The sequence below is a fragment of the Neobacillus sp. DHD-1R genome, assembly GCF_057747995.1.
In genome coordinates, this window is record NZ_CM173232.1 from 4,697,004 (window position 1) to 4,719,471 (window position 22,468).

Below are 22,468 nucleotides of genomic sequence, written 5' to 3' on the forward strand. Positions count from 1 at the left end.
CATTCATTCAGTGTGCCTTTTTTATTTTTACCAGTCCCCTATTGCATGGGGTTAGAAAAATCATTGACCAAAATATGAACCTCATCCGTTTGGTGAATTTCTCCCGGTCTTTCGACTGCACATACGATTCCCCGTCTTTTATAACCTGCACGCACAAAACGGAAGGCCAGCTTTTCATGGTTTTCATAGTGCTTTTGTATTTCTTCCCCAGGCAGCGTACACGGCTGGTTTTCCCCCATACAGATTAAGCCTGCTCCACTAGGAAAAAGGATACGTGACCCCATATTTAGTTTAGTTAATTCAGGAAATCCCTTGACCAAGAGATTAGCCCCTAACCACTCAGGCATTACTGATTCAACGCCCAATTCTTCAGCAATCCTAGCTAATTCTTCTTCTGCTACAATCGTAATTTGGCGGCGGTTCAGGATCTCTGTTCCTCGTGGATACATAGGCTGTCTAGAATCAGCCTTACTAGTAACTCCAAAGTGACGGTCCCCTCTCATCCCCCCAAATTCAAAATATACATCTGAAATTCTCCTCGTTACAAATGACTCTGGAGTATCTGCTATTAGAATTGCTTCTACATTGGCCTTTATTTTTTCCAAAAATAAAACTCTCCTTTCACTCTCTTTTCTTATAATACAAATTATACTGTAGTATATTAAATAGGTAGATCAAAATTAATATTTAAAGTGAGGCTAAAAAAAGATGGAATTAAACAAAGAATGTATGTATTGCATGGAAGATGAAAGACGAGATAATTTAATGATAGAAATAGGTAAACTTGATGTTTCAACTGTCTTTCTTTTTAAAGAGCAGACTTATACAGGCAGATGTAATGTCGTCTATAAAGATCATGTAAAAGAACTATTTGAGCTTACTAGCGATGAATTAGCAGCTTTTATGAATGATGTAAGAAAAGTGGCAGCAGCGATCGATCAGACTTTCCAACCTAGTAAAATTAATTATGGAGCTTATGGAGATACATTGCATCACCTACATATGCACATTGTACCTAAGTACGAAGGTAAAGAAAATTGGGGATCGACTTTCGAGATGAATCCAGGAAAAACCTACTTAACCGAAGAAGAATATGCAGAAATGATTAAAAAGATAAAACAAGCTTTTTAATTTTTGCAGCTTGCTCGAAAGGCAAAATGATGTCTTTTGTACCGATCCATAATGTAAGAGACAGCCACTTTTGTGAGCTGTCTTTTTCAATAATATCAGAATTTATTAGTTGTGACTTCGAGAATTGTCCAGCTCCAGCGCCCGAGCGGCTATTGTCCTTCGCTCTCCGCCCTACGATAAGTCAACATCGATTCGTCTCCGGCTCTTCGTGTTTCCTTTATCTCAGTTGGAGCGCTCCAGGCCATACGCCGCTGACCAGTGCGCTTGCGCTTTTCTCATAGTTTGACAAAAAATTTACAAATCACACATATACCATTAACATACACCTTTTATAATGTGGGTATTAATACTGCATATCCACAGGAGGTGCAATAACGATGGAATTGATGTTTCGCCTGGTTATTTTGATCCCTCTTTGCACATTTCTTTGTCCTTAGCAATCGATTCTCTCCATGTTGTTCCTCACAACCGATTACCAGAAATTCAAGTTTTTTCTCAGATTCTTTAAACAAAAAAACACCATCGGTTGTACGACGGTGCCTCGTGAGGATCCTCTATGTCTTCACTTTTTTTAATCCATAATTTGAAATAAAATTTTTGCAATATCACTGTTTTCCATTCTGCCGCTAAATAAATGACTATTTTGCCCAAACGCATAAATGGGGACATCCTCACCTGTATGCCCTTTTGTGGTCCATCCGGTACTGGAATAGTGATTGATAATATTAATAAGCAGTTGCCATGTATCTTCTAGTCCCATTTCTAACGTTGATTCGATTTGTTTCAAATCCTCCTCAAGAATGGGAAAGGGCATGTGCTGCTGTAAAATGCTCATTTCTTTTGTTTCATGGAGCCGTTTAGCAATGACATGTGGTGTTGCGGTTATTGCTTTAATAACACCGGGATTCCATTTATAGTTATCATTTCGATCAATGCTCATCCCTCCAGTTGAGTGATCAGCTGTCGCAATGACAATCGTATCTTCTCGATGAAAGGCGAACTGAATGGCCTCTTTAAAGGCTCCTTCAAAATCTTTAACCTCACTCATGGCCCCGACAATATCATTGTCATGACCCGCCCAATCAATCTGACTTCCTTCTACTAAAAGAAAAAAGCCCTTTTGATTTTGCTTCAAGCGTTGAAGCGCTGCCTTTGTCATTTGAGAAAGCGAGGGAACAGACGGACCGCGATCAAGCTGTTTGGGCATTTCAATTGGTGCAAATAGGCCTAGCAAGTGCTCCTTTTTATTAGTGACCAGCTCTTGTAAATTTGTCACATAACCAAAATCATCTTTAACAAACTCCTCTATTAAATTTCGGTCATTTCGAGAGAAATAGGTGATACCGCCTCCCAACATTACGTCTAATTTATATTTGCCATCTATTCGTTCATCAAGATAATCATCTGCAATTTGATCATATTGGTCTCGGGATTCAACATGTGCAGCAAACGCTGCCAGTGTTGCATGATTGATTTGACTTGTTCCAACCATCCCAGTCGATTTGCCCCGAAATTTAGCAAATTCTAAAATGGTCGGTACCGCCTGTTTATCTATGTTTAAACCAAGTGCACCATTATAAGTTTTATATCCTGTCGACAAAGCTGTTCCTGCGGCGGCAGAATCCGTAATATTACTTTCTCTATCTAAGGAATAGGTAGATTGAGAGCCGACAAAGTAGTGATCAAATATGGTAGGATTCATGAAACCATGTTGGGAAGAATGATTGAAGTAACGGAGACCGGTAGTATACGAGAAGCCCATCCCATCGCCGATGAGGAGAATCACATTTTTTACTTTTCTCGTTCCGTTGTATTTACTAATAGGATGAAAGGAATTCATTCTATAATCATCTAGCTTGAGGGTGGAATTTAACAACGTTAACAACACCTTTCTTATGAAAAAACGATTCATCCCCATAACCATTTCATTATGAAGAAAAAACTGATACATCTCCTTTTATAGCATAAAAAGAAGAAAACTAATCAGGTAATACAATAGTTTTACAAAAAATCAAAAAATTCTTAATAATAATCATCACCCTGCTCGCACTTACAAAATCTTTACATTTTATTAACAGTATCTCAAGAAGAATTACACTCGCTTTCAAATACAATAAAAGGGACATCATTATTGGAAGGGAGTAAATAAGATGACATTTGCGGTATCATTGTGTATTCATTTTGATGTTTCTACATTGATTAGGAGGAGTGTGCTATGAAAATCGCCTTTTTTACTGATACCTTCTATCCAGATATAAATGGTGTTGCGCGAACGCTTAAACATTTCACCAATTACTTGGATAACAATAGCATCTCCTACAAAGTCTTTGCACCAGATTCTCTTTCAAATGAATATGTTTCATCTCACATTCACCGCATTAAAAGTTACTCTTTTTTCTTATATCCGGAATGCCGTCTTGCCGTTCCCAACTTTTTTAAGATTAAATCAGAATTAGAAGAGTTCTCACCTGATATCATCCATGTCGCTACACCATTTAATATGGGTCTTTGCGGTATCTATCTTGCCAAAAAATTAAACATTCCATTACTTGGCTCTTATCACACAGACTTTGATCAATACTTAAAATTTTATGATCTTCAATTTCTCTCTAAAATTCTTTGGACCTATATGAAATGGTTCCACAAACCTTTTAAAAAATTATTTGTTCCCTCTCATGAAACCCTGTCTCAACTCAATCGGCACGGATTTTCAAACATAGAAGTGTGGCCGCATGGAGTTGATTGCCAGCATTTTCATCCTTTTTACGACAAACAAGCGATTCGGGAACAATGGGGAATTTCAAAAAAATATCTCTTAACCTTTGTTGGCAGATTAGCACCCGAAAAGGATGTAAAGACACTCCTTGCTGTGGCCAATTCTATACCAGCAAAGTTCCATGATCAAATTCAATGGTTAGTGGTGGGGGACGGCCCACTTCGGAAAGAACTTCAAAGCAATGCTCCAGCAAATATGAGCTTTACCGGGTACTTATCAGGGCAACAATTAGCGGGAGTCTACTCCGCATCTGATTTATTTGTTTTTCCATCCCCTACTGAAACGTTTGGAAATGTTGTGATTGAGGCATTAGCTAGCGGTACACCAGCGATAACTGCTAATTCTGGTGGTGTAAAAAATATTATTCATGATGGGGTGACAGGTTATTTATGTGAACCTGGAAATGCTGGGGAATTTAAAAGTGCCATTCTTAGGCTTTTAGAAAACGATAGCCTGCGCAAGCAATTTGAGATTGAAGGAAGAAATTATGCCCTTGCACAAAGCTGGGATAAAATCTTTACCGATTTACTTTGGCATTACCGGACAGTGATAGAAGAACCCAAGATCCAAAAATATGCTTAATAGAATGAGGATTTTGCTTCAAAACCTCCACCAGAGAAAGGCGTGTTCGAATGGATACAGTTTCGCATGTCATCATCGGACTAGGCATAGGTGCTCTTGCTCAAATAGACCCTGCTGTCTCTGATAATCAAACCCTTTCACAAGCTGTTTTGTTAGGCGCAGTCATTGGTTCTAACGCACCAGATCTTGACTGTCTTTTTCGATTGAAAGGAAAGGGAAGCTATTTCCGCAATCATAGAGGACTGTCACATTCACTGCCTGTTCTTCCTTTATGGGGCTTACTAGTTTCAGGCTTACTCTATCCTTTCTTTTCCGGTTCAGGATTTATCCATCTCTTTTTTTGGACTTTTTTCGCCGTTATTCTCCATGTCATTTATGATTTATTCAATGTTCATGGAACCCAAATCTTTCTGCCCTTTTTCCGAAAATGGGTATCTTTTGATGCCATTCCCTTGTTTGATCCATACATTCTGATGCTCCATTTGCTAGGGTTTGGTTTGCTCACTTTTTATCATGCTGGAATCGTTTTTTTGATTATCTATATATTCATATTTTTATACCTGGCTGTTCGAACCCTGTCAGCATTATTAACAAAAAGGCAACTGCAGCAGCACTTTATGAATGCAGACAGGATCAAACTAATCCCACGTATTGCTCTTTTTACATGGGATATTATCATTGAGACGGATGAGGACTTCCTATTTGGCGCCTATTCACATAATCGTCTCGACATTGAACATTCTTTTTCCAAAAAAATCGACTTCCCCGTATTGGTTTCTGATAGTACAAGTGACCAGTCCATTTCAGACTTTCTTTCAAGTACAACGTATGCCTATCCATTTGTAGATGTTAGAAAAAACGGCTATCTTGTCTATTGGAAAGATCTCCGTTTTCGAACTAAGAAATTCTTTCCATTCCTTGCCATTCTGTTTGTTTCCCCAGATTTCAAAAGCAAAAATAGCTATATTGGCAAGGTGAACTCATTAAAACAGTACAAAAAAGTGTTAAGAAAGATAAGGACTACTTCCTCATCAATCAAATAAAAAAACAGCCGGAACATGTTCCTGCTGTTTTTTTTGTCCTCTAATATGAATTTTTCCTAAATGGACTGGACTAACCCATTTGCCGAACAGAACGAGTCTCCAAAAACAAAAAAATGTCCCAAACCAATAAAGTTGGGTTATAATTATTAATTGGCATTATATTTTATAGAAGAGTACGATACTTTCTCTGTAGGATTGGAATAATACAAGAAGTCATTCTTTCTTTTAAGTGAAGGAGTACAACATGAAAAGTTATCGAATATATTTTAGATTTGTAAAACCTTATTGGAAGTTAGTCCTTGCTACATTAATCATTGGCGTCATCAAATTCGGAATCCCATTAACGCTGCCGCTCATTTTGAAATTTGTGGTGGATTCCATCATTTTAACAAAACTTAGCTTGGGGCAAAAAATCCTCCACCTAACCTATGTCATTGCTGCTTCATCATTGTTGTTTATCATCATACGTTACCCTGCTGAATATTATCGTCAATTCTTTGCACAGAAAATTACCAGCAAGATTTTATATGATATTCGCAGACAACTTTATGAGCATTTACAAAAGCTGTCATTACGATTTTATCAAAACAGCAAAACAGGAGAAATCATCTCACGCGTCATGAACGACGTCGAACAAACGAAGAATATCGTCGAAACAGGGATGATGAATATCTGGTTAGATATTTTCACCTTGACCATTGCTTTGGGATTCATGTTTACGTTAAATATTAAGCTGACATTTGTAACGATTGCCATTCTTCCCTTCTATGCCATTGCCGTAAAAATATTATATAAACGGCTAAAATTATTAACCAAACAACGGTCACAATCGCTGGCAGATGTGCAATCCTATCTCCATGAACGGGTGTCCGGAATGCCGGTGGTTAAAAGTTTCACTCTAGAGAAGTATGATCAAAAACAATTTGATCTACGCAATCGAAATTTCCTTAATAAAGCGTTGGCGGTTACAAAATGGAATGCTTTAACCAATTCGATTATTAACACCTTAACCGATCTTGCTCCCTTGCTTGTGATTGCCTATGGCGGGTACCAGGTCATTACCAAAGGGATTTCTTTAGGAACCTTTGTCGCCTTTTTTGGTTATTTAGACAGAATTTATGGACCATTACGCAGATTAGTCAATTCCTCTACCCTTTTAACCCAGGCAACAGCTTCCCTGGACCGGGTGATGGAATTATGGAATCAACCTTACGATGTAAAAGATAAATCTAATGCTAAGAATCTGCCCACTGTAGTCGGAGAAATTAAATTTGATCATGTATCTTTCCGCTATGATAAAAATTCTGAGTGGATCCTAAAGAATATTGATTTAACCATTTATCCAGGTAAAAAAATCGCCCTCGTTGGGATGAGCGGCGGCGGTAAATCCTCGCTAATCAGTCTGATTCCTAGATTTTATGAAATCGAAAAAGGCCGAATCACACTCGATGGAATGGACATCACCGATATCACCCAACAAAGCTTGAGAAGCCATATCGGAATGGTGTTACAAGACAATATATTGTTTAGTGGAACCATTCGCGAAAATATTTTATTAGGCAACCCAGATGCAACGGACGAAGAAATGTTTTCTGCCGCAATGGCTGCCAGTGCCCATGAATTTATCGAACATTTCCCTAATGGATATGATACTGAAATTGGCGAAAAAGGGGTTAAATTATCCGGCGGTCAAAAACAAAGAATTGCGATTGCCAGGGTATTCCTCAAGGATCCAGAAATTTTAATTCTTGACGAAGCCACCTCGGCCTTGGATTTAGAATCAGAAGCATTAATTCAGGAATCCTTGGAAAAATTAGCGAAAAGCAGAACGACGATTACAATCGCTCATCGGTTATCTACGATTACAAATGTAGATGAAATCATCTTTATGAAGGATGGAGAAATCGTCGAACAAGGAACACATGATGAATTAATGAGCAAAAATGGAAATTATGAACGGTTATATAACATTCAAAATTTAAACCATGACCACCATGAATTTCATTTACCATCGCAATAAAGAAAAGCGGAAGCGCCCTGGTCAGCGGCATATGGCCTGGAGCGCTCCAACTGAGATAAAGGAAACACGAAGAGCCGGAAGCGATTCGATGTTGACTTATCGTAGGGCGGAGAGCGAAGGACACTAGCCGTTAGGGCGCTAGAGCCGGACAATTCTCAAAGCCAAAACTTATAAATTTAGATATTATAAAGAATAAGCCACACTGATTCATTTATCAGTGTGGCTTATTCTTTTTATCTAAGAGGGAGGCTAATCATAACATGGGTTCCCTCTCTCTCTTTACTTTCGACGCGAATTTTACCTGAATGAGATTGGATGATCCATTTTGCTAACGAAAGTCCCAAACCAGTTCCCTCTAAATTACGAGTTCTTGATTTATCCCCGCGGTAGTAACGGTCAAAAATATAGGGAAGATCTGTATTGGCAATGCCAATTCCTGTATCGATAATGTCTATGATAGCACGCGAGTTTTTTACGTAGCTTTTTACAGAAATGGATCCGTTTTTCTGTGTGTACTTTAGCGCATTGTCTAAAATGATGACAAACAGTTGTTTTAGTCTTTCTTTATCTCCAACCGTCTTTATTGGCTGAATATCAGCTGTTAGCTTGATATTCTTTGGAATCGCCAGTGTTTTAAAGTCTTTTACCACTTGATGAAGCAGGCCATCTAACTGGATTGATTCTTGTATTAGCTGCAACTGATCTGAGTCAGAGCGTGCCAATGTGAGTAAATCCGTGGTCATTTTAGACATGTAATTAATTTCTTGAATGGCCTGATGAATCGTTTCACTTTCCTGCTCAATACTATTATCAGGATGTCGAAATAAATGCTCTAAATTCAGCTTCATCACCGATAGTGGAGTGCGCAATTCATGTGAGGCATCCGCAACAAATTGCTGCTGTTTCTCCCAGGATAACTTAATGGGAATTAATGCTTTATTGGCAAGATAGATGCCTGCAAGTATCGCAATAAACACACTTAATAAGGAGCCAAAACCGATGACAAGCAGGAGATGCGATAGCATTTCTTTTTCATGTTTTAAGTTATATATAATTTGGATATTTTGTACAGGTAAATATTTTTTATCCTTTGAAACAGAAAGATTGATTATTCGATAGGATTCCGATCCAATGGAAATAGCCTGAAGCCCTTCCTTATTTACTAAAGAGGAAAAATGCTTCGTTTCTGTTTGAGCGATTGAATTTTTCGGAATCACATCGTATAGTTTGTTTCCCTTCTCCCAGAGCAAGTAGACAAGTCGACGATTCTCTTCCCGCTCTGGATTTAATTGAGAATGTAATTTCTCGTTTTCACGGAGTATGTGACTTTTCTTTTCTAAAAGGGTTCGATCCACTTGATTGTACAAACTGTATTGCGTATAAAAATAGATCATGGCGCCAAAGGCATTTTGAAGAATAAAAAATACAAGGGCATTGAGGATGACGAGTCGATATTTAGTCTTTTTAAACATGACGTTGACTATCCTTCAACATATACCCCACGCCACGGACTGTCCGAATAAGACGGTCAAAGTCAAAAGGAGCTAATTTTTTTCGCAAATAGTGGATGTAGAGGTCCACAATCGCATCGGTCGTATCTGATTCAATTCCCCATACTCTTTGAAAAATTTGATCTCTCGTTAAGATTTGCTCTTTATTTTGAATTAAATAGGAGAGTAATTCATATTCTTTAATGGTCAATTTTAATTCTTCCTGGTTAACAAACCCTTCATGCTGTTTTGTATCCAAAAGAATGGGGCCATAGACCATTTTTCCTTCCATCGCTAATTTACCTGCTCTTCGCAGTAACGATCTTACTCGCGCTAAAAACTCTTGTGTTGCAAAAGGCTTCACCATATAGTCATCCCCGCCGAAGTCTAGACCGTGTACTTTATCCTCAATCTGATCCTTCGCCGTAAGAAACAAGGTAGGAGTTTGGAGGCCTTCATTCCGTAATTTTCTAATAACCGTAAACCCGTCCATTTTCGGCAGCATAATATCGAGCGTAATCAAATCGTACTCGCCCGCTAAAGCCATTAAATAGCCTTCTGACCCATCCTCCGCTTGGTCGACTTCATATTCTTCTTCCTCTAATATAGTTGAAATAATTTGTCTTAATGGCAAATCGTCTTCTACAACCAACACGCGCATGCTTCCCCGCCAACTTTCTAAAAAATTTCCCTAGACTATAGTCTTCCCAACTTTATATCCATTAAAATTCTCACAAAAGTTGGCGCCCATAGCAAATTTTATTTACTAAGCACTCTTTGGGAGGCTTTTATCCGCTGCTGCCTTCGATCAGCTGCCATTGCGGTGGAACGTTTATTTCGATAACTATAAAGATTTCCAATCAACAAACCAATAAACAAATAGGTTAACCCGCCGAAGAGTGCATAAACAATGATTCCTGCTATCGCCGTAAGCAGTCCGAACACGATCTGATTCTTATACTTGGATGGTGAAGTAGGCGGATCTGTGAGCATGAAAAAGCCGAAAAATAGGGTGGCATTAATAAAGGGAGGGCGAAGGGCATCAGCCGCACTTCCGATTTGGAAGTAGCCCATTAGAAAAAGCAATATAAAAAAGACCCCTAGAAAAGTTAAGACTTGCGGAAATTTAATGACCCGTTCCGTAACTATGAAGCCCCCAATCAATAGCAGCACAATCATCCACCAAGGGAGGTCTCCAAACGCTCCCCACCAGCTTTGCCCTGTCTGAAAAATAAAAATGGATAATAGTAACCCCAAGGCCGCCGGATTAAAAATGGGTTTTTTCTTATAAACCAAAAAATGCTTAGATAAGATCGCGATAACAGACGTTCCTGCTACAATTGTCCATGGGGTGGTTACACTCAAAATCAAAGAAATAATTAATCCGGTAATAACCGTACCATCCCTGCTGCTTTTTCGTTTCGTAATCGTGCAATAGAGAAAGTCTACAAAAAATGCTGCACCCACTGCGATTATACTATTGACTATGCCCATAATTGTATATGATGCTATGGATGCGATGACTAAATAGGCAACCATGGCGATGGTGACATAACCCTTTGGTGTCTTCAACCACTTATTTGCTGCCATTTTGAATCCCTCCCGCTTTAACAATTTGTAATTCAGGTGTAATCAACAACCCTTTTACATTTAATTCTTCCATCAACTGTATCCCTTCTTCTTCATTAAGCAGGAAAGCCACCGTTGAAAAGGCATCTGCCATCATGGCAAATGGAGCGACGATGCTACTGCTGATCCATTTATTAGGTGAGCGTTTGGTATTCGGATTCACGATATGATGCAAATCTGGTATTGTTGGATTCCTTCGCTCATAACTTCCTGATGTACAGATTGCTTGATTTGAAATTTCGACAGTATCAATCAAGCGGCCTTTTTGATATGGATGCTGAATTCCCACCTTCCATTTATCTCCATGTTCGTCGTGCCCGCCAGCAAACAGGTCACCGCCAGCGTTTACGACAAACCCCTCAAATTCCATTAGTTCGTGTGCAGCCAAGTCGATGGCAAAGCCTTTGGCCACCGCTCCTAAATCAATCACTAAGGGCTTTTTAATCGTTAAGGTATGTGATTGTTGGTTTAAGACAATGTCGTGATACGAAACGGAATCAACGGAAGAACTTTCGATATACTCTCCCGTTAAATAGTGACGATTAAATCCGTTGACTTCCATCATCTTTCCTACTGTCGGATCGAATAAGCCGTCCGTCATTTTAGCCATTTCAAGGGCAAACATAAGAGGTTGGAATAGAAATGGACTAATTTCAACAGGAGTGCCGACGATTTGACATGTCTGCATTAATTCACTTGCGCGGCTAAAACGGCTGCAAGCCTGCTCTACTCTTTGGAATGCAGTAAAGGCACGATTTATTTTTTCTTCCGTCTCATCCTTTGCTTTATCTGTGACAACCTGAATATCTACAACGGTATCCATATACAATTTTGTTTTTCTCATGTTATTAACCTTCTTGGTTTTGGGCTTGTTTCAGTGCATCTTGTACAGCATCTTGGAAAGCTTCCACGCTATAGGTGGCACCTGAAACATTTTGCACTTGAGCGCTTTGGGTTTGCAAGACTTCATCTGGCAGTCCCACTACGTCACTTTCTGAATAATGCATTGCAAAATCACTAATTTCCACATCCGTAATTTTGTCATTATTGATGGTTACTTGTACATCAATGGATCCACGTCTATTCATTCCAGTACCAGTAAATGTACCATCCTTATAAAGACTATTAGAGACAGTATTATTTCCTTTCGGAATAGTAACCGAGCTGTAGTTTGTTTGATCATTCCTTACAACCTTTTGTATCGGTTGATTACTAATTGCTTGGGATTCCGTCGTAACAAAGCCAGCTGTATAAACCGCTGCAATAGCCGTGGAACAAAGGATGACCCACTTTTTGTCCATTTTCTTCATATAAAATCCTCCTATTGCATGCCTAAACTTTAATACAAAAACAGTTTAGCTCAGGAAGATTAGAATTTTCTTAGAAATAAGAAAAGCGCAAGCGCCCTGGTCAGCGGCGTATGGCCTGGAGGGCTCCAACTGAGATAAAGGAAACACGAAGAGCAGGAGGCGATTCGATGTTGACTTATCGTAGGGCGGAGAGCGAAGGACACTAGCCGCTAGGGCGCTGGAGCTGGACATTTCTCGAAGATTTTTATACATTCTTATCAAATAAAAAAGGTGCCTGACCCCCAGAACGTTAACGCGTTAAAGCATTGGGGGTCAGGCACCTTTTTTATATAATTACGATGAAAACTTTTTGAAGATCAATGTGGCGTTGTGACCGCCAAAGCCTAATGAATTGGATAATACCACTTGAACATCTTGCTTTTTTGCTACGTTTGGAACATAGTCTAGATCGAGTTGTTCATCTGGTGTTTCATAATTAATGGTTGGCGGGATGATCCCTTCCTTGATGGCGAATAGAGAAAAAATGGCCTCAATGGCACCCGCTGCTCCCAACAAATGTCCTGTCATCGATTTCGTTGAACTAACAGGTATCTGATAGGCATGTTCTTTAAACACTTCTTTAATGGCTAACGTTTCATACAAGTCATTATAATAGGTGGAAGTACCATGGGCATTGATATAGTCCACTTGGTCTGGCGCAATATTCGCATCCTCTAATGCTAATTTCATTGATCGCCCTGCCCCTTCTCCGTTTGGTGCAGGCGTTGTAATATGATGGGCATCACCCGTAGCCCCATAGCCAATTAATTCTCCGTATATATGGGCACCGCGCGCTAAGGCGTGTTCTAACTCTTCTAAAATCACAATTCCAGCGCCTTCACCGATGACAAATCCATCCCGATTTTTATCGAACGGTCTGCTGGCTGATTGCGGATCTGGATTTTTCGAAAGTGCGGTCATATTCGAGAATCCTGCAACTGTCATCTCCGTAATCGTTGCCTCTGTTCCGCCGGCAATCATCATATCAATATCGCCCTTTTGGATTACACGAAAGGCATCCCCGATGGAGTTGGCTCCGGAAGCACACGCCGTTACCGAACAATTATTGATTCCTTTTGCTCCTACTTCAATAGAAACTCGACCTGCTGCCATGTCAGGAATAAACATGGGAATCGTAAAGGGGTTGACCCTTCTTTGACCCTTCTCTAAGAATTTCTTATGTTGCTCTTCAAACTCCCCTAACCCGCCAATTCCGGAACCAATCCAAACACCGATCCGTTCAGCGGCGATATCCTCGCCAATTTTAATATCAGCGTCTTTTACAGCCATTTTACTTGCAGCAACCGCAAATTGACTAAAGCGGCCCATTCTTCTTGATTCTTTCATGTCCATAAATTTTTCTGGTGCAAAGTCTTTTACTTCCGCGGCAATCTTAACATCTACTTTTTCTAGATCAAAGCTGGTTGCTGGACCAATACCTGATACACCATTTTTAATCTGCTCCCATGATGTCACAGCATCATTCCCTAAAGGAGTAACTGCTCCAATCCCCGTAATCACGACTCGTCTTTCCACAGGCTGTTCACTCCAATCGCTTAAAAATTATTAAAACAGCATGAGCTTCAACTTCACCTCATGCTTTGATATGCATTGATATAAGGGCCGCCATATGTATCCATTAATTTGGTTCAACATGAACATGTACATCATAAACCCCATAATCATTGATCATGATTTTTTCAACATGTGTCGCGATATCATGGGCTTGTCGAATATCTAAGGTAGAATGGACAAGAATAACAACATCGATTACTTCATTATTGCCATAATTTCTCCCTTTAATTTCTTTGATACCCTTCACTCCATCTACGTCTATAATCACATCTTGATAAAGTTGAATCTTATTTTCATCAAATCCGTCTGAAAGTTCATGAGAAGCTTGTTTAAAGATATCCCAAGCTGTTTTACAGATTAATAGACCTACAATAATGGCCGTAATCGTATCTAGCCATGGCATGTTTAATTGGGAACCAATTATCCCTACGGCTGTTCCTATACTGACCCATGCATCGGAAATGTTATCTTTTGCAGCTGCCATCACAGCTTTACTATTAATTTTATTAGCTAATTTCTTATTGTACCGATAAACCAAATACATCACAAGGGCTGAACCCATCCCCACATATGCAGCCATCATGTCTGGTGTCTCTTTTCCTCCCTGAAACATAGAGGAAATAGCGTCCGTCAATACCTGTATACCGACCGCTGCCATAATGAAGGAAGCGACCATTGAGGCAATGGTTTCGCTTTTCCAATGACCATACCCATGATCTTCATCAGGGGGTCTTTGTGAAATTTTTAATCCTATTAAGACTGCTAGAGAAGCGATAATATCTGTTGTATTGTTTAAACCGTCTGCTTTCAATGCTGCAGAGTCACTTATATAGCCAAACACTAATTTTAAGATAGAGAGACAAATATAAGCAATCATCCCAATGATTGCTCCACGTTCTCCTAATTTAAGGTCATGATATTTTTGTTCATCCATGTCAATTTCCCTCCCAACCACATACTAATCTATAATATCTCTAATGGTTGAGTGGGTCTAGAGCAACCTTTTTGCCTCGTTTTATATAAGTAGACTTGAGAAAATAATGTTTCGTCAGGGAAATTTTTTTTGTAATAATTGGATAAACCAGCAAATTAATAGTATATTCCCTTTTATTATAGTACAATTATCTTTAATTCAAGACAAATAAAATATTCATAAAAAGAAAAGGAGCAAACAGATGATCCAACTTAATCCATCCAACAAACGATTTTCATCCAAAAATGATTGGCTAGAAAGCAATTTTAGCTTCTCATTTGGCCCCTATTATGATGAAAATAATCTCCAATTCGGTCCATTGCGTGTGTTAAATGACGATATCATTCAACCTGGCAAAGGATTTGGCATTCATCCCCATCGGGAGGCAGAAATTGTTTCGATCGTGTTAAAGGGTCAATTAAAGCATGAAGACAGTCTGAAAAATGTCGGTGTTTTGCAATATGGTAATATCCAACGGATGACAGCAGGTACGGGTGTCCTGCACTCTGAGTTTAATCCTTCGACAGATGAAGAAACTCATATTTTACAATTATGGTTCTTACCAAATCAGAAACAATTACCGCCATCCTATGAGGATATTTCATTTGATCCCGACAAATTAAGAAATGAACTCTTACCCATCGTGTCCAATAATCCCGGTGACAATGTTGCTATGATTCATCAGGATGTAACCCTTTATTTATCAAAATTAGATGCTCAAAAAGAGCTTCATTTTCAGCAGCAAGCAGGGCGAAAGATGTATCTTTTTGTCATCGAAGGAGAACTCTTGCTTAATGATGACTTGATCATGCAAAAACGAGATGATGCTCGTATCTCTGACCTTCATGAGTTAACGTTACATGCAAAACAAGATTCCTTTTTCCTTTTAATTGATCTGCCTGGAGGTGAGGAATAAGTGTTATATGTACGACATACTGTTGGCAGCAGGCTTCTCTGTGAAACGACTGAATACGAAATAAAACAAGTTGCTAATGGGTGGGAAATCTCATTTTCCCTCGATAAAGAAACAGCAGCAGCCGTCTTGAAATTCCGTGATGAACTTAATATCTTTCATGCGGAGGACAATCAAAAGACCTGGTATTATTCTTCAGAGGGAAATATCCAGTTCTTAGCGGACGAAAGCAAATTTATTATACTAGCTGACCATAAAACCGTCTATCCCGTGTAAACAGGAACAAAAGTGTAAGCGCCCTGACCAGGGCGCTTACGCTTTTGTTGATTTTTATTCATTTAAATATGCCCATGCATATTGAGCGTAAAGTTCCGCTCCCGTAACGAGTGCGTCCTCATCAATATTGAATTTGCCGTGATGGTGCGCCCATTGGGTATCTTTTTCAGGATTACCGCTGCCCACAAGTGCGAAGCTGCCAGGAACTACGGCCATATATTCACTGAAGTCCTCACCGCCCATTGTCGGCTTTTCGAAATACACCGCATCTTCGCCAAAAGCCTCTGCTGCTACTTTTTGAACCAGTTTCGCGCTGTATTCATCGTTATTTACCGCTTGAGTTCCCCGAATGTATTCCACTTTTGCTGTTGCACCATACATTGCCGCAACCTGTTCTGCATAATGCTGAAGCTGCGTTTCAATATGATCTCGTGTTTTAGGGTCAAAACAGCGGACCGTGCCTTCAATCACTGCATTCTCAGCAATGACATTGAAGCGGGTGCCGACTACCATTTTTCCAACAGTTAGAACTGCAGGTTTTTGCGTATCAACTGTCCTTGACACGATTGCTTGCACATTCATGACAAAAGAGGACGCGACAATCGCTGCATCGATACAATCATGCGGCATAGCCCCATGACCGCCCCTGCCCTTGAACGTTACCGTAAATAGATCTGCTGAAGCGAAGGATGGCCCTGCTGGACAAGAAACCTTGTTGGTCGGCATTTGTGACCAGATATGAATTCCAAAGACGTTATCTACGCCGTCAACTGCCCCTTGTGACACCATCGCTTTGGCTCCTTCTGCTACTTCCTCAGCAGGTTGGAACACTAAACGAACATTACCAGGCAAATCCTCTTTACTTTCATTTAAAGCTTTAGCAGCAATCAACAGCATCGCTGTATGGGAATCGTGGCCACAGGCATGCATTTTTCCCTCTACCTTCGATGCATACGGTAAGTCTTTATTCAGTTCTTCTACTGATAAGGCATCCATGTCCCCTCTTAACGCAACCGTTTTACCAGGTTTTCCACCTTCAATAGTGGCAATGACACCAGTCGGCACCGTCCTGCGATAAGAGATTCCTAGATTTTCGAGATACTCACAAACAAAAGCTGTTGTATTTTCTTCCTCCCAAGATAGTTCAGGCTCACTATGGAGCTTTCTGCGGAGGGCTGTTAACTCCTCGCTATAAGTTTGAATCGCTGCTTTAATTTTTTCATTGATCATTACTCTTCAACCTCCGTTAATTTCTTAGCTGTCTCAAATAGAATTTGCACGGCATTTGCAAGATGACGAGAATCGGACCACTCTTCCGGACAATGGCTAAGCCCATCCTTACTAGGAATAAAGAGCATCCCTACATCCGTAAAATCAGAGAAAACCATCGCATCATGACCGGCACCGCTGTTAATAGAACAAGCGGGAATCCCCAAATCCTCACTCGTTTGCTTCAGAAGATCTTTAATTTTTTGATTCATGACCTTCGGCTGCATATATAATTGCTGTTCAGCCGATATCTGAAGTCCATCGGTACGATAGGATTCTATTAATTTGTTTATTTTTTCGATTACGTTTTGGATATGCTCATCCTTGCCTGACCTTAAATCGACTGTAAAGACTACCTTTTTAGGAATGACATTGGCACCGTTAGGAAAGACATGTAACTGGCCTGTCGTCATAACCGTCCCGTTTCCTTCTTCGATTGCAAGACTAGGAAATTGAGCAATCATTTTTGCAGCGGTGACTAACGCATCTGAGCGGCGCTCCATTGGCGTTGTTCCGGCATGTCCTGCCTGCCCTTCTACGGTAATCACAAATTGGGTTAATCCAACGATGGCTTCGACTACACCAATTGGAATATTTTTTTCCTCCAATATTGGCCCCTGTTCAATATGTAACTCTAGAAATGCCTTAACCGTTTTCGGATCTCTTTTTTTAGGAAGCGAGGGGTCTAGTCCGATTTGCACCATCGCTTCCACTGTGGAGATGCCATCTTTATCCGTTAAACTATTAAAATCTTCCTCGCTCAGCAAGCCGGTGATCCCTCTAGAACCCATCAATCCTCCGGCAAATCTCGCTCCCTCTTCTTCGATTAGAGCAATTACTTCTAATGGATATTTAGGTGTTAAATGATTTTGGACAAAAAGAGCCGCTACCTCAAGTCCTGCCACTACTCCAGCAGGACCGTCATAGGAGCCGCCATTTGGGACTGAGTCAAAGTGGGAACCTATGAGAACGCTTGGACCCTCGTTTAGCGTCCCCTCAAGCTTTCCAAAAATATTACCAAAACCATCTTCGCGAACAGATAATCCGTATTCCTTCATTTTTCCTTTAATATAGTCCCGCGCTTGTTTATCTTCTTTACTATAGGTAAGTCTTGTAGTCCCTTTTCCAGGTGAAGCTGTATAGGTACTTAGTTGGTCAATATGTCCTTCAATTCGTTTTTGAAGGGTGTCCATTCAAATCGCCTCTTTTTTACAAGAATTTCACAAAGATACCTGCTAAAATAACTGATACAATCGTAACTGTAATGAAACCACCGACGAGCATAGGAGGCAGCATATGGCTGGTTAGCACTTCTTTTTCTTTTTCATCATTTGTTAATGACTTAATTACTTCGGTCGTGATAATGTAATCTGCCGGAAATCCATATAAGGCGGTTAAGGAAACAGCAAACGCCATTTCTTTACTTACTTTCAGGATCTTACCTGCGATGAATGAGAAAATGTACATGCCAATAACGCCAATAACAATTGTTCCAATGAGTGGATAAATGATTTCCAGCATCATGCTTGGTGTTGCTTGTTTTAATCCGTCAAATATAAACAACATAAGACCCATGATGGCAAAACCGAAACCATTTGCTTTTTGTAAAACCTGCTTTTCCAAGAAGCCGATACTTTTTGCAATAATACCGAACAATAAGCAAAGGACAAACGGACTAACGGAAACGACTGGTGCCAAAAGTGTTGAAACAAGGTAGGCAAGAAAGCCCACAAGGGCCAGCCTGAAAAATTTAAAAAATTCTGTATTGTATTTTTCGGGCAAATTTTTAAATAATTTAAGCTCTACTGATGGTGTTTCTACTGAAGCAGCCACTTCAGAACCTGCTTGCACTTGATCTGCAACAGCTAATTGACCATTGCGGTATTTTGTCAGTAGTCTCTTGCCTTCTTTTTTCAACATGATAGAAGTCAGTGGATAACCTGCAAAGCCCTGCATCACATAGATGACGATAGCAAACACGGAAAGGGTAGCCAACCCGGCCTCTTTTGCACCTTCTGACATGATTAAGGCAGACACTACACCGCCAACTAAAGGAGGAATCGCGACAACCATGGTTTCAAAACCATAAATGAATGTTCCAATCCCCAACAAGAATACGATTATGCCGATAATGCCAGAGAGTGCAATGAGAATCGTCTTCCATTGAGCCTTTAATTCTTTAAGAGATAATAAAGTTCCCATATTCGTAATTAATAGGTACATCAACATCGTTGCTACTACTGGAGGAACACCTGCGATTGAAACGATATCTTTTGGAAAGAACGTCCAATATCCAATTAGAAACAAAACGGCACTGATAAAAATAGACGGTACCCAGGCTTTTGTTCGAATAGCAACCCAATCTCCAATTAATAATATAAGAACAACAATGACTAAAGCTAGCATTTGAGACATAAGGTTACCTTCACTTTCTATTAATTTTTCATATCTTTCGTTACACGAAAAATAATATGTTATTACAATAATAATATAATTATATTTTTCAGTCAATTTAAATTATTGGTAATATTTTTGCAATCGTTTTCAACCTATCCTCTTACTTTTAAGATTAAAATTCCTATACTGAACAACTAATATAATTATTTTAATAATAATATCTAACGCACACTTAGAAACCTTACCACCTTGTTAAACTGAAAAATGGTGTCAGGCACCACAAATGGACATTTGTCCACGGGTGGTGCCTGACACCATTTTGTTTATTTCAACCATTCTAATATTAGATTTTACCCCATTCGATTCGATAGAGGTCTCGTCGGCGATCTTGCAGCTGGCGGACTGAACCTGTTTTTTGGGACCGTCTTAGTTTTTCTAGGTCAATATCACCTACGACTACGGTATCTATATTTGCATCACATTCCCCGACAATTCCATCCCTGGCAAATTCAAAATCCGATGGGCTGAAAATTCCGGACTGCGCATATTGGATATCCATGTTTTTCACATGCGTTAAGTTCCCTACTGTACCAGCAATACAAGTATAGATTTGGTTCTCAATTGCCCGTGCCTGCGCACAATATCTAACACGAAGATAGCCTTGACGATCATCTGTACAAAATGGAACAAAAATGATGTTTGCTCCCTTATCAACTGCAATTCGGGCTAGTTCCGGAAACTCAATGTCATAACAGATTAAAATGGCAATTTTTCCACAATCAGTGTCAAACACATTAAATTCATTTCCTTCTGAAATCCCCCACCATTTTCGCTCATTAGGGGTTATATGTAGCTTGGATTGTGTCTCAATCGTCCCATCGCGTCGGAATAAATAGGCGACATTGAAAACATCCTCATTCTCTTCAACAAAATGGGATCCACCAACAATATTGATGTTATAGCGGACTGCGAGTTCCGTAAAAAGTTCAATATATTTATTGGTGTAAGTGGCTAGCAGTCTTACAGCTTGATCCGGCCTTTTTTCGTCAAGATATGACATCAATTGTGTAGTAAATATCTCTGGAAACACAGCAAAGTCTGATCCAAAATCCGCTGCCACGCTAACATAATATTCAACTTGACGTGTAAATTCCTCATAGCAATCAATTTTTTTCATCATATATTGAATAGCGCAAATCCGAACAGGCGATGCTGCCCGATAAACCCTTCGTGATTTAGGTAGATAATCAATATTATGCCATTCCATCAGAGTGGCAAACGCCCCTGATGCCTTGTCATCTGGCAGGTATCGCGTATTTATTCGTTTAATCGAAAATCCCTGAAGCAGTTGAAAGGAAAGTACTGGATCATAGATGCTATGCTTCTCAACTGCATCCACATATTCACGAGCTGTCATCTCTTCTTTATATAAGTGATAGTTCGGTATTCTACCACCAATAATAATACTTTGGAGATTTAACTGACGGGCCAGCTCCTTCCGTGCCTCATACAATCGGTGTCCTAATTTCATTCGGCGATATTCAGGGTCCACCATTACTTCTATCCCGTAGAGATTAAATCCGTCAGGGTCATGATTGGTAATATAACCATTGTTAGTAATGGTCTTCCACGTGTGTTGATCTTTATATTCATCGAAATCTACAATTAGACTCGAACAAGATCCCACAATCTTGTCTTCATATTCCACACAGAATTGACCCTCAGGGAAAACTCGAATGTGACTCATTAATTGCTCCCGCTTCCACGGCTCCATGTTTGGGAAACAAACTTTCCCTAATTCGATAATGGCATCAATATCTTCCATACGTATATTGCGTATGATGATTTTCTTCTCGTATTTTGACATGTCTGTTTCTGTCACGGTCTCACACCTCTACAATAAATATTCCTACATGTAATGTTCCCTGTTTAATAACATAATTAACATCCTATTCCTTATTTTTAAAAATTATTCTCAAAATTTGTTCATCCTTTTAAAAAAAGGGGCAGACCCCGCCACCTCAACATATCGCTAAACTTTTCTTATTAGGCGACAATTTATAGAGTGTTAATCGTGGGGGCAGACCCTTTTCCTAGTACTATAAGAATTTATAAGTTTTGACGTTGAGAAATGTCCAGCTCCAGCGCCCTAGCGGCTAGTGTCCTTCGCTCTCCGCCCTACGATAAGTCAAGCACGAATGCGCCTCCGGCTCTTCGTGTTTCCTTTATCGCGTTTAACGGGCAGTAGATTCTCAACTGCCCGTAAGAACCCGATCGGTTCAACTAACAATCAGCGAGAAGAACGTTCGCTGATCGAAGTTTCACCTTATCTCAGTTGGAGCGCTCCATAAGGAAGGCTTCGGCAGCATTTGCATCGCACGAAGGGAAAGCGTTAGCTTTTCCGAGGAGGCCATACGCCGCTGAACAGGGCGCTTGCGCTTTTCTTATTTTAGCTTTCACTTTTTGATTCCGACAATTCCTTTATTTTACTGATCCAATCCTTAAAACTGCTAAATTCACTGGCATTAAAGCCGAACTGTTCTTTTATTAAACGAACATATTCACTTTCCTGATTATGAAAAACACCATCTGAATAAATTAATTGAAAAAGTTCAGTTAAGACGATATTTTTGGATCGATCATTTTTGAATGCCGCTAGAATATTATTAATGGCTAGACCTCTTATTTGATAATCCTCAAGCCCCATTTCCTTTTGATACTTGTTAAGAATAGAATTTTCATAAATCGATACATTTCCATCTATTTGAGCAATAAGCGCAGCTAATTCAAGAAACGCTATTTTCTCCTCTAGTTGAAGTTCTGCTAGGAACATGAAGTACATCTCCTTTTAATCTTTGTTATATTATACGAAAAAGATCCGCTAAAGTTTCACCATAGGAGGATTGGAAAGACAAAAGTCCTAGAGCTCTTCCCTAACTGCTTGTGTCTGCAGCACTCAGGAACTGATATAATATTCTTTAGTGTATTAGGAATATTGAAAAGATGAGTTGTGATATCCCAACCTTATTTTTTTAAAAAAGGAGA

At 39.7% G+C, this 22,468-nt stretch carries 20 protein-coding genes; 6 read left to right on the forward strand and 14 right to left on the reverse strand.

Annotated elements, in window-relative coordinates; translation table 11 throughout:
* Window positions 1-38: 38 nt before the first annotated feature.
* Window positions 39-605, reverse strand: coding sequence for an MOSC domain-containing protein (locus AC3ANL_RS23210; RefSeq protein ID WP_488326693.1), 567 nt, complete (start codon window positions 603-605; stop codon window positions 39-41).
* 103 nt (window positions 606-708) lie between these two features.
* Between AC3ANL_RS23210 and AC3ANL_RS23215 the strand changes: the two genes are divergently transcribed.
* Window positions 709-1,131: an HIT family protein gene (locus AC3ANL_RS23215; RefSeq protein ID WP_488326694.1), complete on the forward strand. Its 423-nt coding sequence runs from the start codon at window positions 709-711 to the stop codon at window positions 1,129-1,131.
* Window positions 1,132-1,702: 571 nt separating this feature from the next.
* Here the strand turns inward: AC3ANL_RS23215 and AC3ANL_RS23220 are convergent.
* Window positions 1,703-3,007, reverse strand: coding sequence for an alkaline phosphatase (locus AC3ANL_RS23220; RefSeq protein ID WP_488326695.1), 1,305 nt, complete (start codon window positions 3,005-3,007; stop codon window positions 1,703-1,705).
* A 339-nt stretch (window positions 3,008-3,346) separates the two neighbouring features.
* Here AC3ANL_RS23220 and AC3ANL_RS23225 point away from each other — a divergent pair, with 339 nt between their 5' ends.
* From AC3ANL_RS23225 to AC3ANL_RS23235, 3 genes are all read left to right on the forward strand, one after another.
* Window positions 3,347-4,489, forward strand: coding sequence for a glycosyltransferase family 4 protein (locus AC3ANL_RS23225; RefSeq protein WP_488326696.1), 1,143 nt, complete (start codon window positions 3,347-3,349; stop codon window positions 4,487-4,489).
* 50 nt (window positions 4,490-4,539) lie between these two features.
* A complete protein-coding gene (locus AC3ANL_RS23230) occupies window positions 4,540-5,532 on the forward strand; it encodes a metal-dependent hydrolase (RefSeq protein ID WP_488326697.1) in 993 nt (330 codons plus the stop codon).
* Between the two features lie 244 nt (window positions 5,533-5,776).
* Entirely contained in the window at window positions 5,777-7,552 is a 1,776-nt protein-coding gene (locus AC3ANL_RS23235; RefSeq protein ID WP_488326698.1) for an ABC transporter ATP-binding protein, read from the forward strand.
* Window positions 7,553-7,785: 233 nt separating this feature from the next.
* Here AC3ANL_RS23235 and AC3ANL_RS23240 read toward each other — a convergent pair whose 3' ends face one another.
* The 7 genes from AC3ANL_RS23240 to AC3ANL_RS23270 all read right to left on the reverse strand — a co-directional run bounded on the left by AC3ANL_RS23240 (window position 7,786) and on the right by AC3ANL_RS23270 (window position 14,529).
* The gene (locus tag AC3ANL_RS23240; RefSeq protein ID WP_488326699.1) at window positions 7,786-9,024 is read right to left on the reverse strand and encodes a sensor histidine kinase; all 1,239 of its coding nucleotides are present in this window, start codon (window positions 9,022-9,024) and stop codon (window positions 7,786-7,788) included.
* Complete coding sequence (locus tag AC3ANL_RS23245) at window positions 9,017-9,703, reverse strand: response regulator transcription factor (protein ID WP_488326700.1); 687 nt, start codon at window positions 9,701-9,703, stop codon at window positions 9,017-9,019. Before AC3ANL_RS23245 ends, AC3ANL_RS23240 begins: the two co-directional genes overlap by 8 nt.
* A 98-nt stretch (window positions 9,704-9,801) precedes the next feature.
* Window positions 9,802-10,632, reverse strand: a complete 831-nt coding sequence (locus AC3ANL_RS23250) for an RnfABCDGE type electron transport complex subunit D (RefSeq protein ID WP_488326701.1) — start codon at window positions 10,630-10,632, stop codon at window positions 9,802-9,804.
* The gene (locus AC3ANL_RS23255; protein WP_488326702.1) at window positions 10,619-11,515 is read right to left on the reverse strand and encodes an FAD:protein FMN transferase; all 897 of its coding nucleotides are present in this window, start codon (window positions 11,513-11,515) and stop codon (window positions 10,619-10,621) included. Before AC3ANL_RS23255 ends, AC3ANL_RS23250 begins: the two co-directional genes overlap by 14 nt.
* Window positions 11,516-11,519: 4 nt before the next feature.
* The gene (locus AC3ANL_RS23260; protein WP_488326703.1) at window positions 11,520-11,981 is read right to left on the reverse strand and encodes an FMN-binding protein; all 462 of its coding nucleotides are present in this window, start codon (window positions 11,979-11,981) and stop codon (window positions 11,520-11,522) included.
* A gap of 333 nt (window positions 11,982-12,314) precedes the next feature.
* Entirely contained in the window at window positions 12,315-13,556 is a 1,242-nt protein-coding gene (gene fabF, locus AC3ANL_RS23265) for a beta-ketoacyl-ACP synthase II (RefSeq protein ID WP_488326704.1), read from the reverse strand.
* A 103-nt stretch (window positions 13,557-13,659) separates the two neighbouring features.
* A complete protein-coding gene (locus AC3ANL_RS23270; RefSeq protein WP_488326705.1) occupies window positions 13,660-14,529 on the reverse strand; it encodes a cation diffusion facilitator family transporter in 870 nt (289 codons plus the stop codon).
* Window positions 14,530-14,770: 241 nt separating this feature from the next.
* On the opposite strand from AC3ANL_RS23270, the gene AC3ANL_RS23275 reads away from it, so the two are divergent.
* Window positions 14,771-15,484: a pirin family protein gene (locus AC3ANL_RS23275; protein ID WP_488326706.1), complete on the forward strand. Its 714-nt coding sequence runs from the start codon at window positions 14,771-14,773 to the stop codon at window positions 15,482-15,484.
* Window positions 15,485-15,757, forward strand: a complete 273-nt coding sequence (locus AC3ANL_RS23280; protein ID WP_488326707.1) for a hypothetical protein — start codon at window positions 15,485-15,487, stop codon at window positions 15,755-15,757.
* A gap of 54 nt (window positions 15,758-15,811) precedes the next feature.
* Here AC3ANL_RS23280 and AC3ANL_RS23285 read toward each other — a convergent pair whose 3' ends face one another.
* The 5 genes from AC3ANL_RS23285 to AC3ANL_RS23305 form a co-directional block, all read right to left on the reverse strand.
* Window positions 15,812-16,987: an amidohydrolase gene (locus AC3ANL_RS23285; protein ID WP_488326708.1), complete on the reverse strand. Its 1,176-nt coding sequence runs from the start codon at window positions 16,985-16,987 to the stop codon at window positions 15,812-15,814.
* Window positions 16,987-18,219, reverse strand: coding sequence for an allantoate amidohydrolase (locus AC3ANL_RS23290; protein WP_488326709.1), 1,233 nt, complete (start codon window positions 18,217-18,219; stop codon window positions 16,987-16,989). Before AC3ANL_RS23290 ends, AC3ANL_RS23285 begins: the two co-directional genes overlap by 1 nt.
* 16 nt (window positions 18,220-18,235) lie before the next feature.
* Window positions 18,236-19,441: a hypothetical protein gene (locus AC3ANL_RS23295; RefSeq protein WP_488326710.1), complete on the reverse strand. Its 1,206-nt coding sequence runs from the start codon at window positions 19,439-19,441 to the stop codon at window positions 18,236-18,238.
* Between the two features lie 325 nt (window positions 19,442-19,766).
* On the reverse strand, window positions 19,767-21,290 hold the full coding sequence (locus AC3ANL_RS23300; RefSeq protein ID WP_488329814.1) for a GNAT family N-acetyltransferase: 1,524 nt from the start codon (window positions 21,288-21,290) through the stop codon (window positions 19,767-19,769).
* Between the two features lie 582 nt (window positions 21,291-21,872).
* A complete protein-coding gene (locus tag AC3ANL_RS23305; protein WP_488326711.1) occupies window positions 21,873-22,256 on the reverse strand; it encodes a TerB family tellurite resistance protein in 384 nt (127 codons plus the stop codon).
* Between the last annotated feature and the right edge of the window lie 212 nt (window positions 22,257-22,468).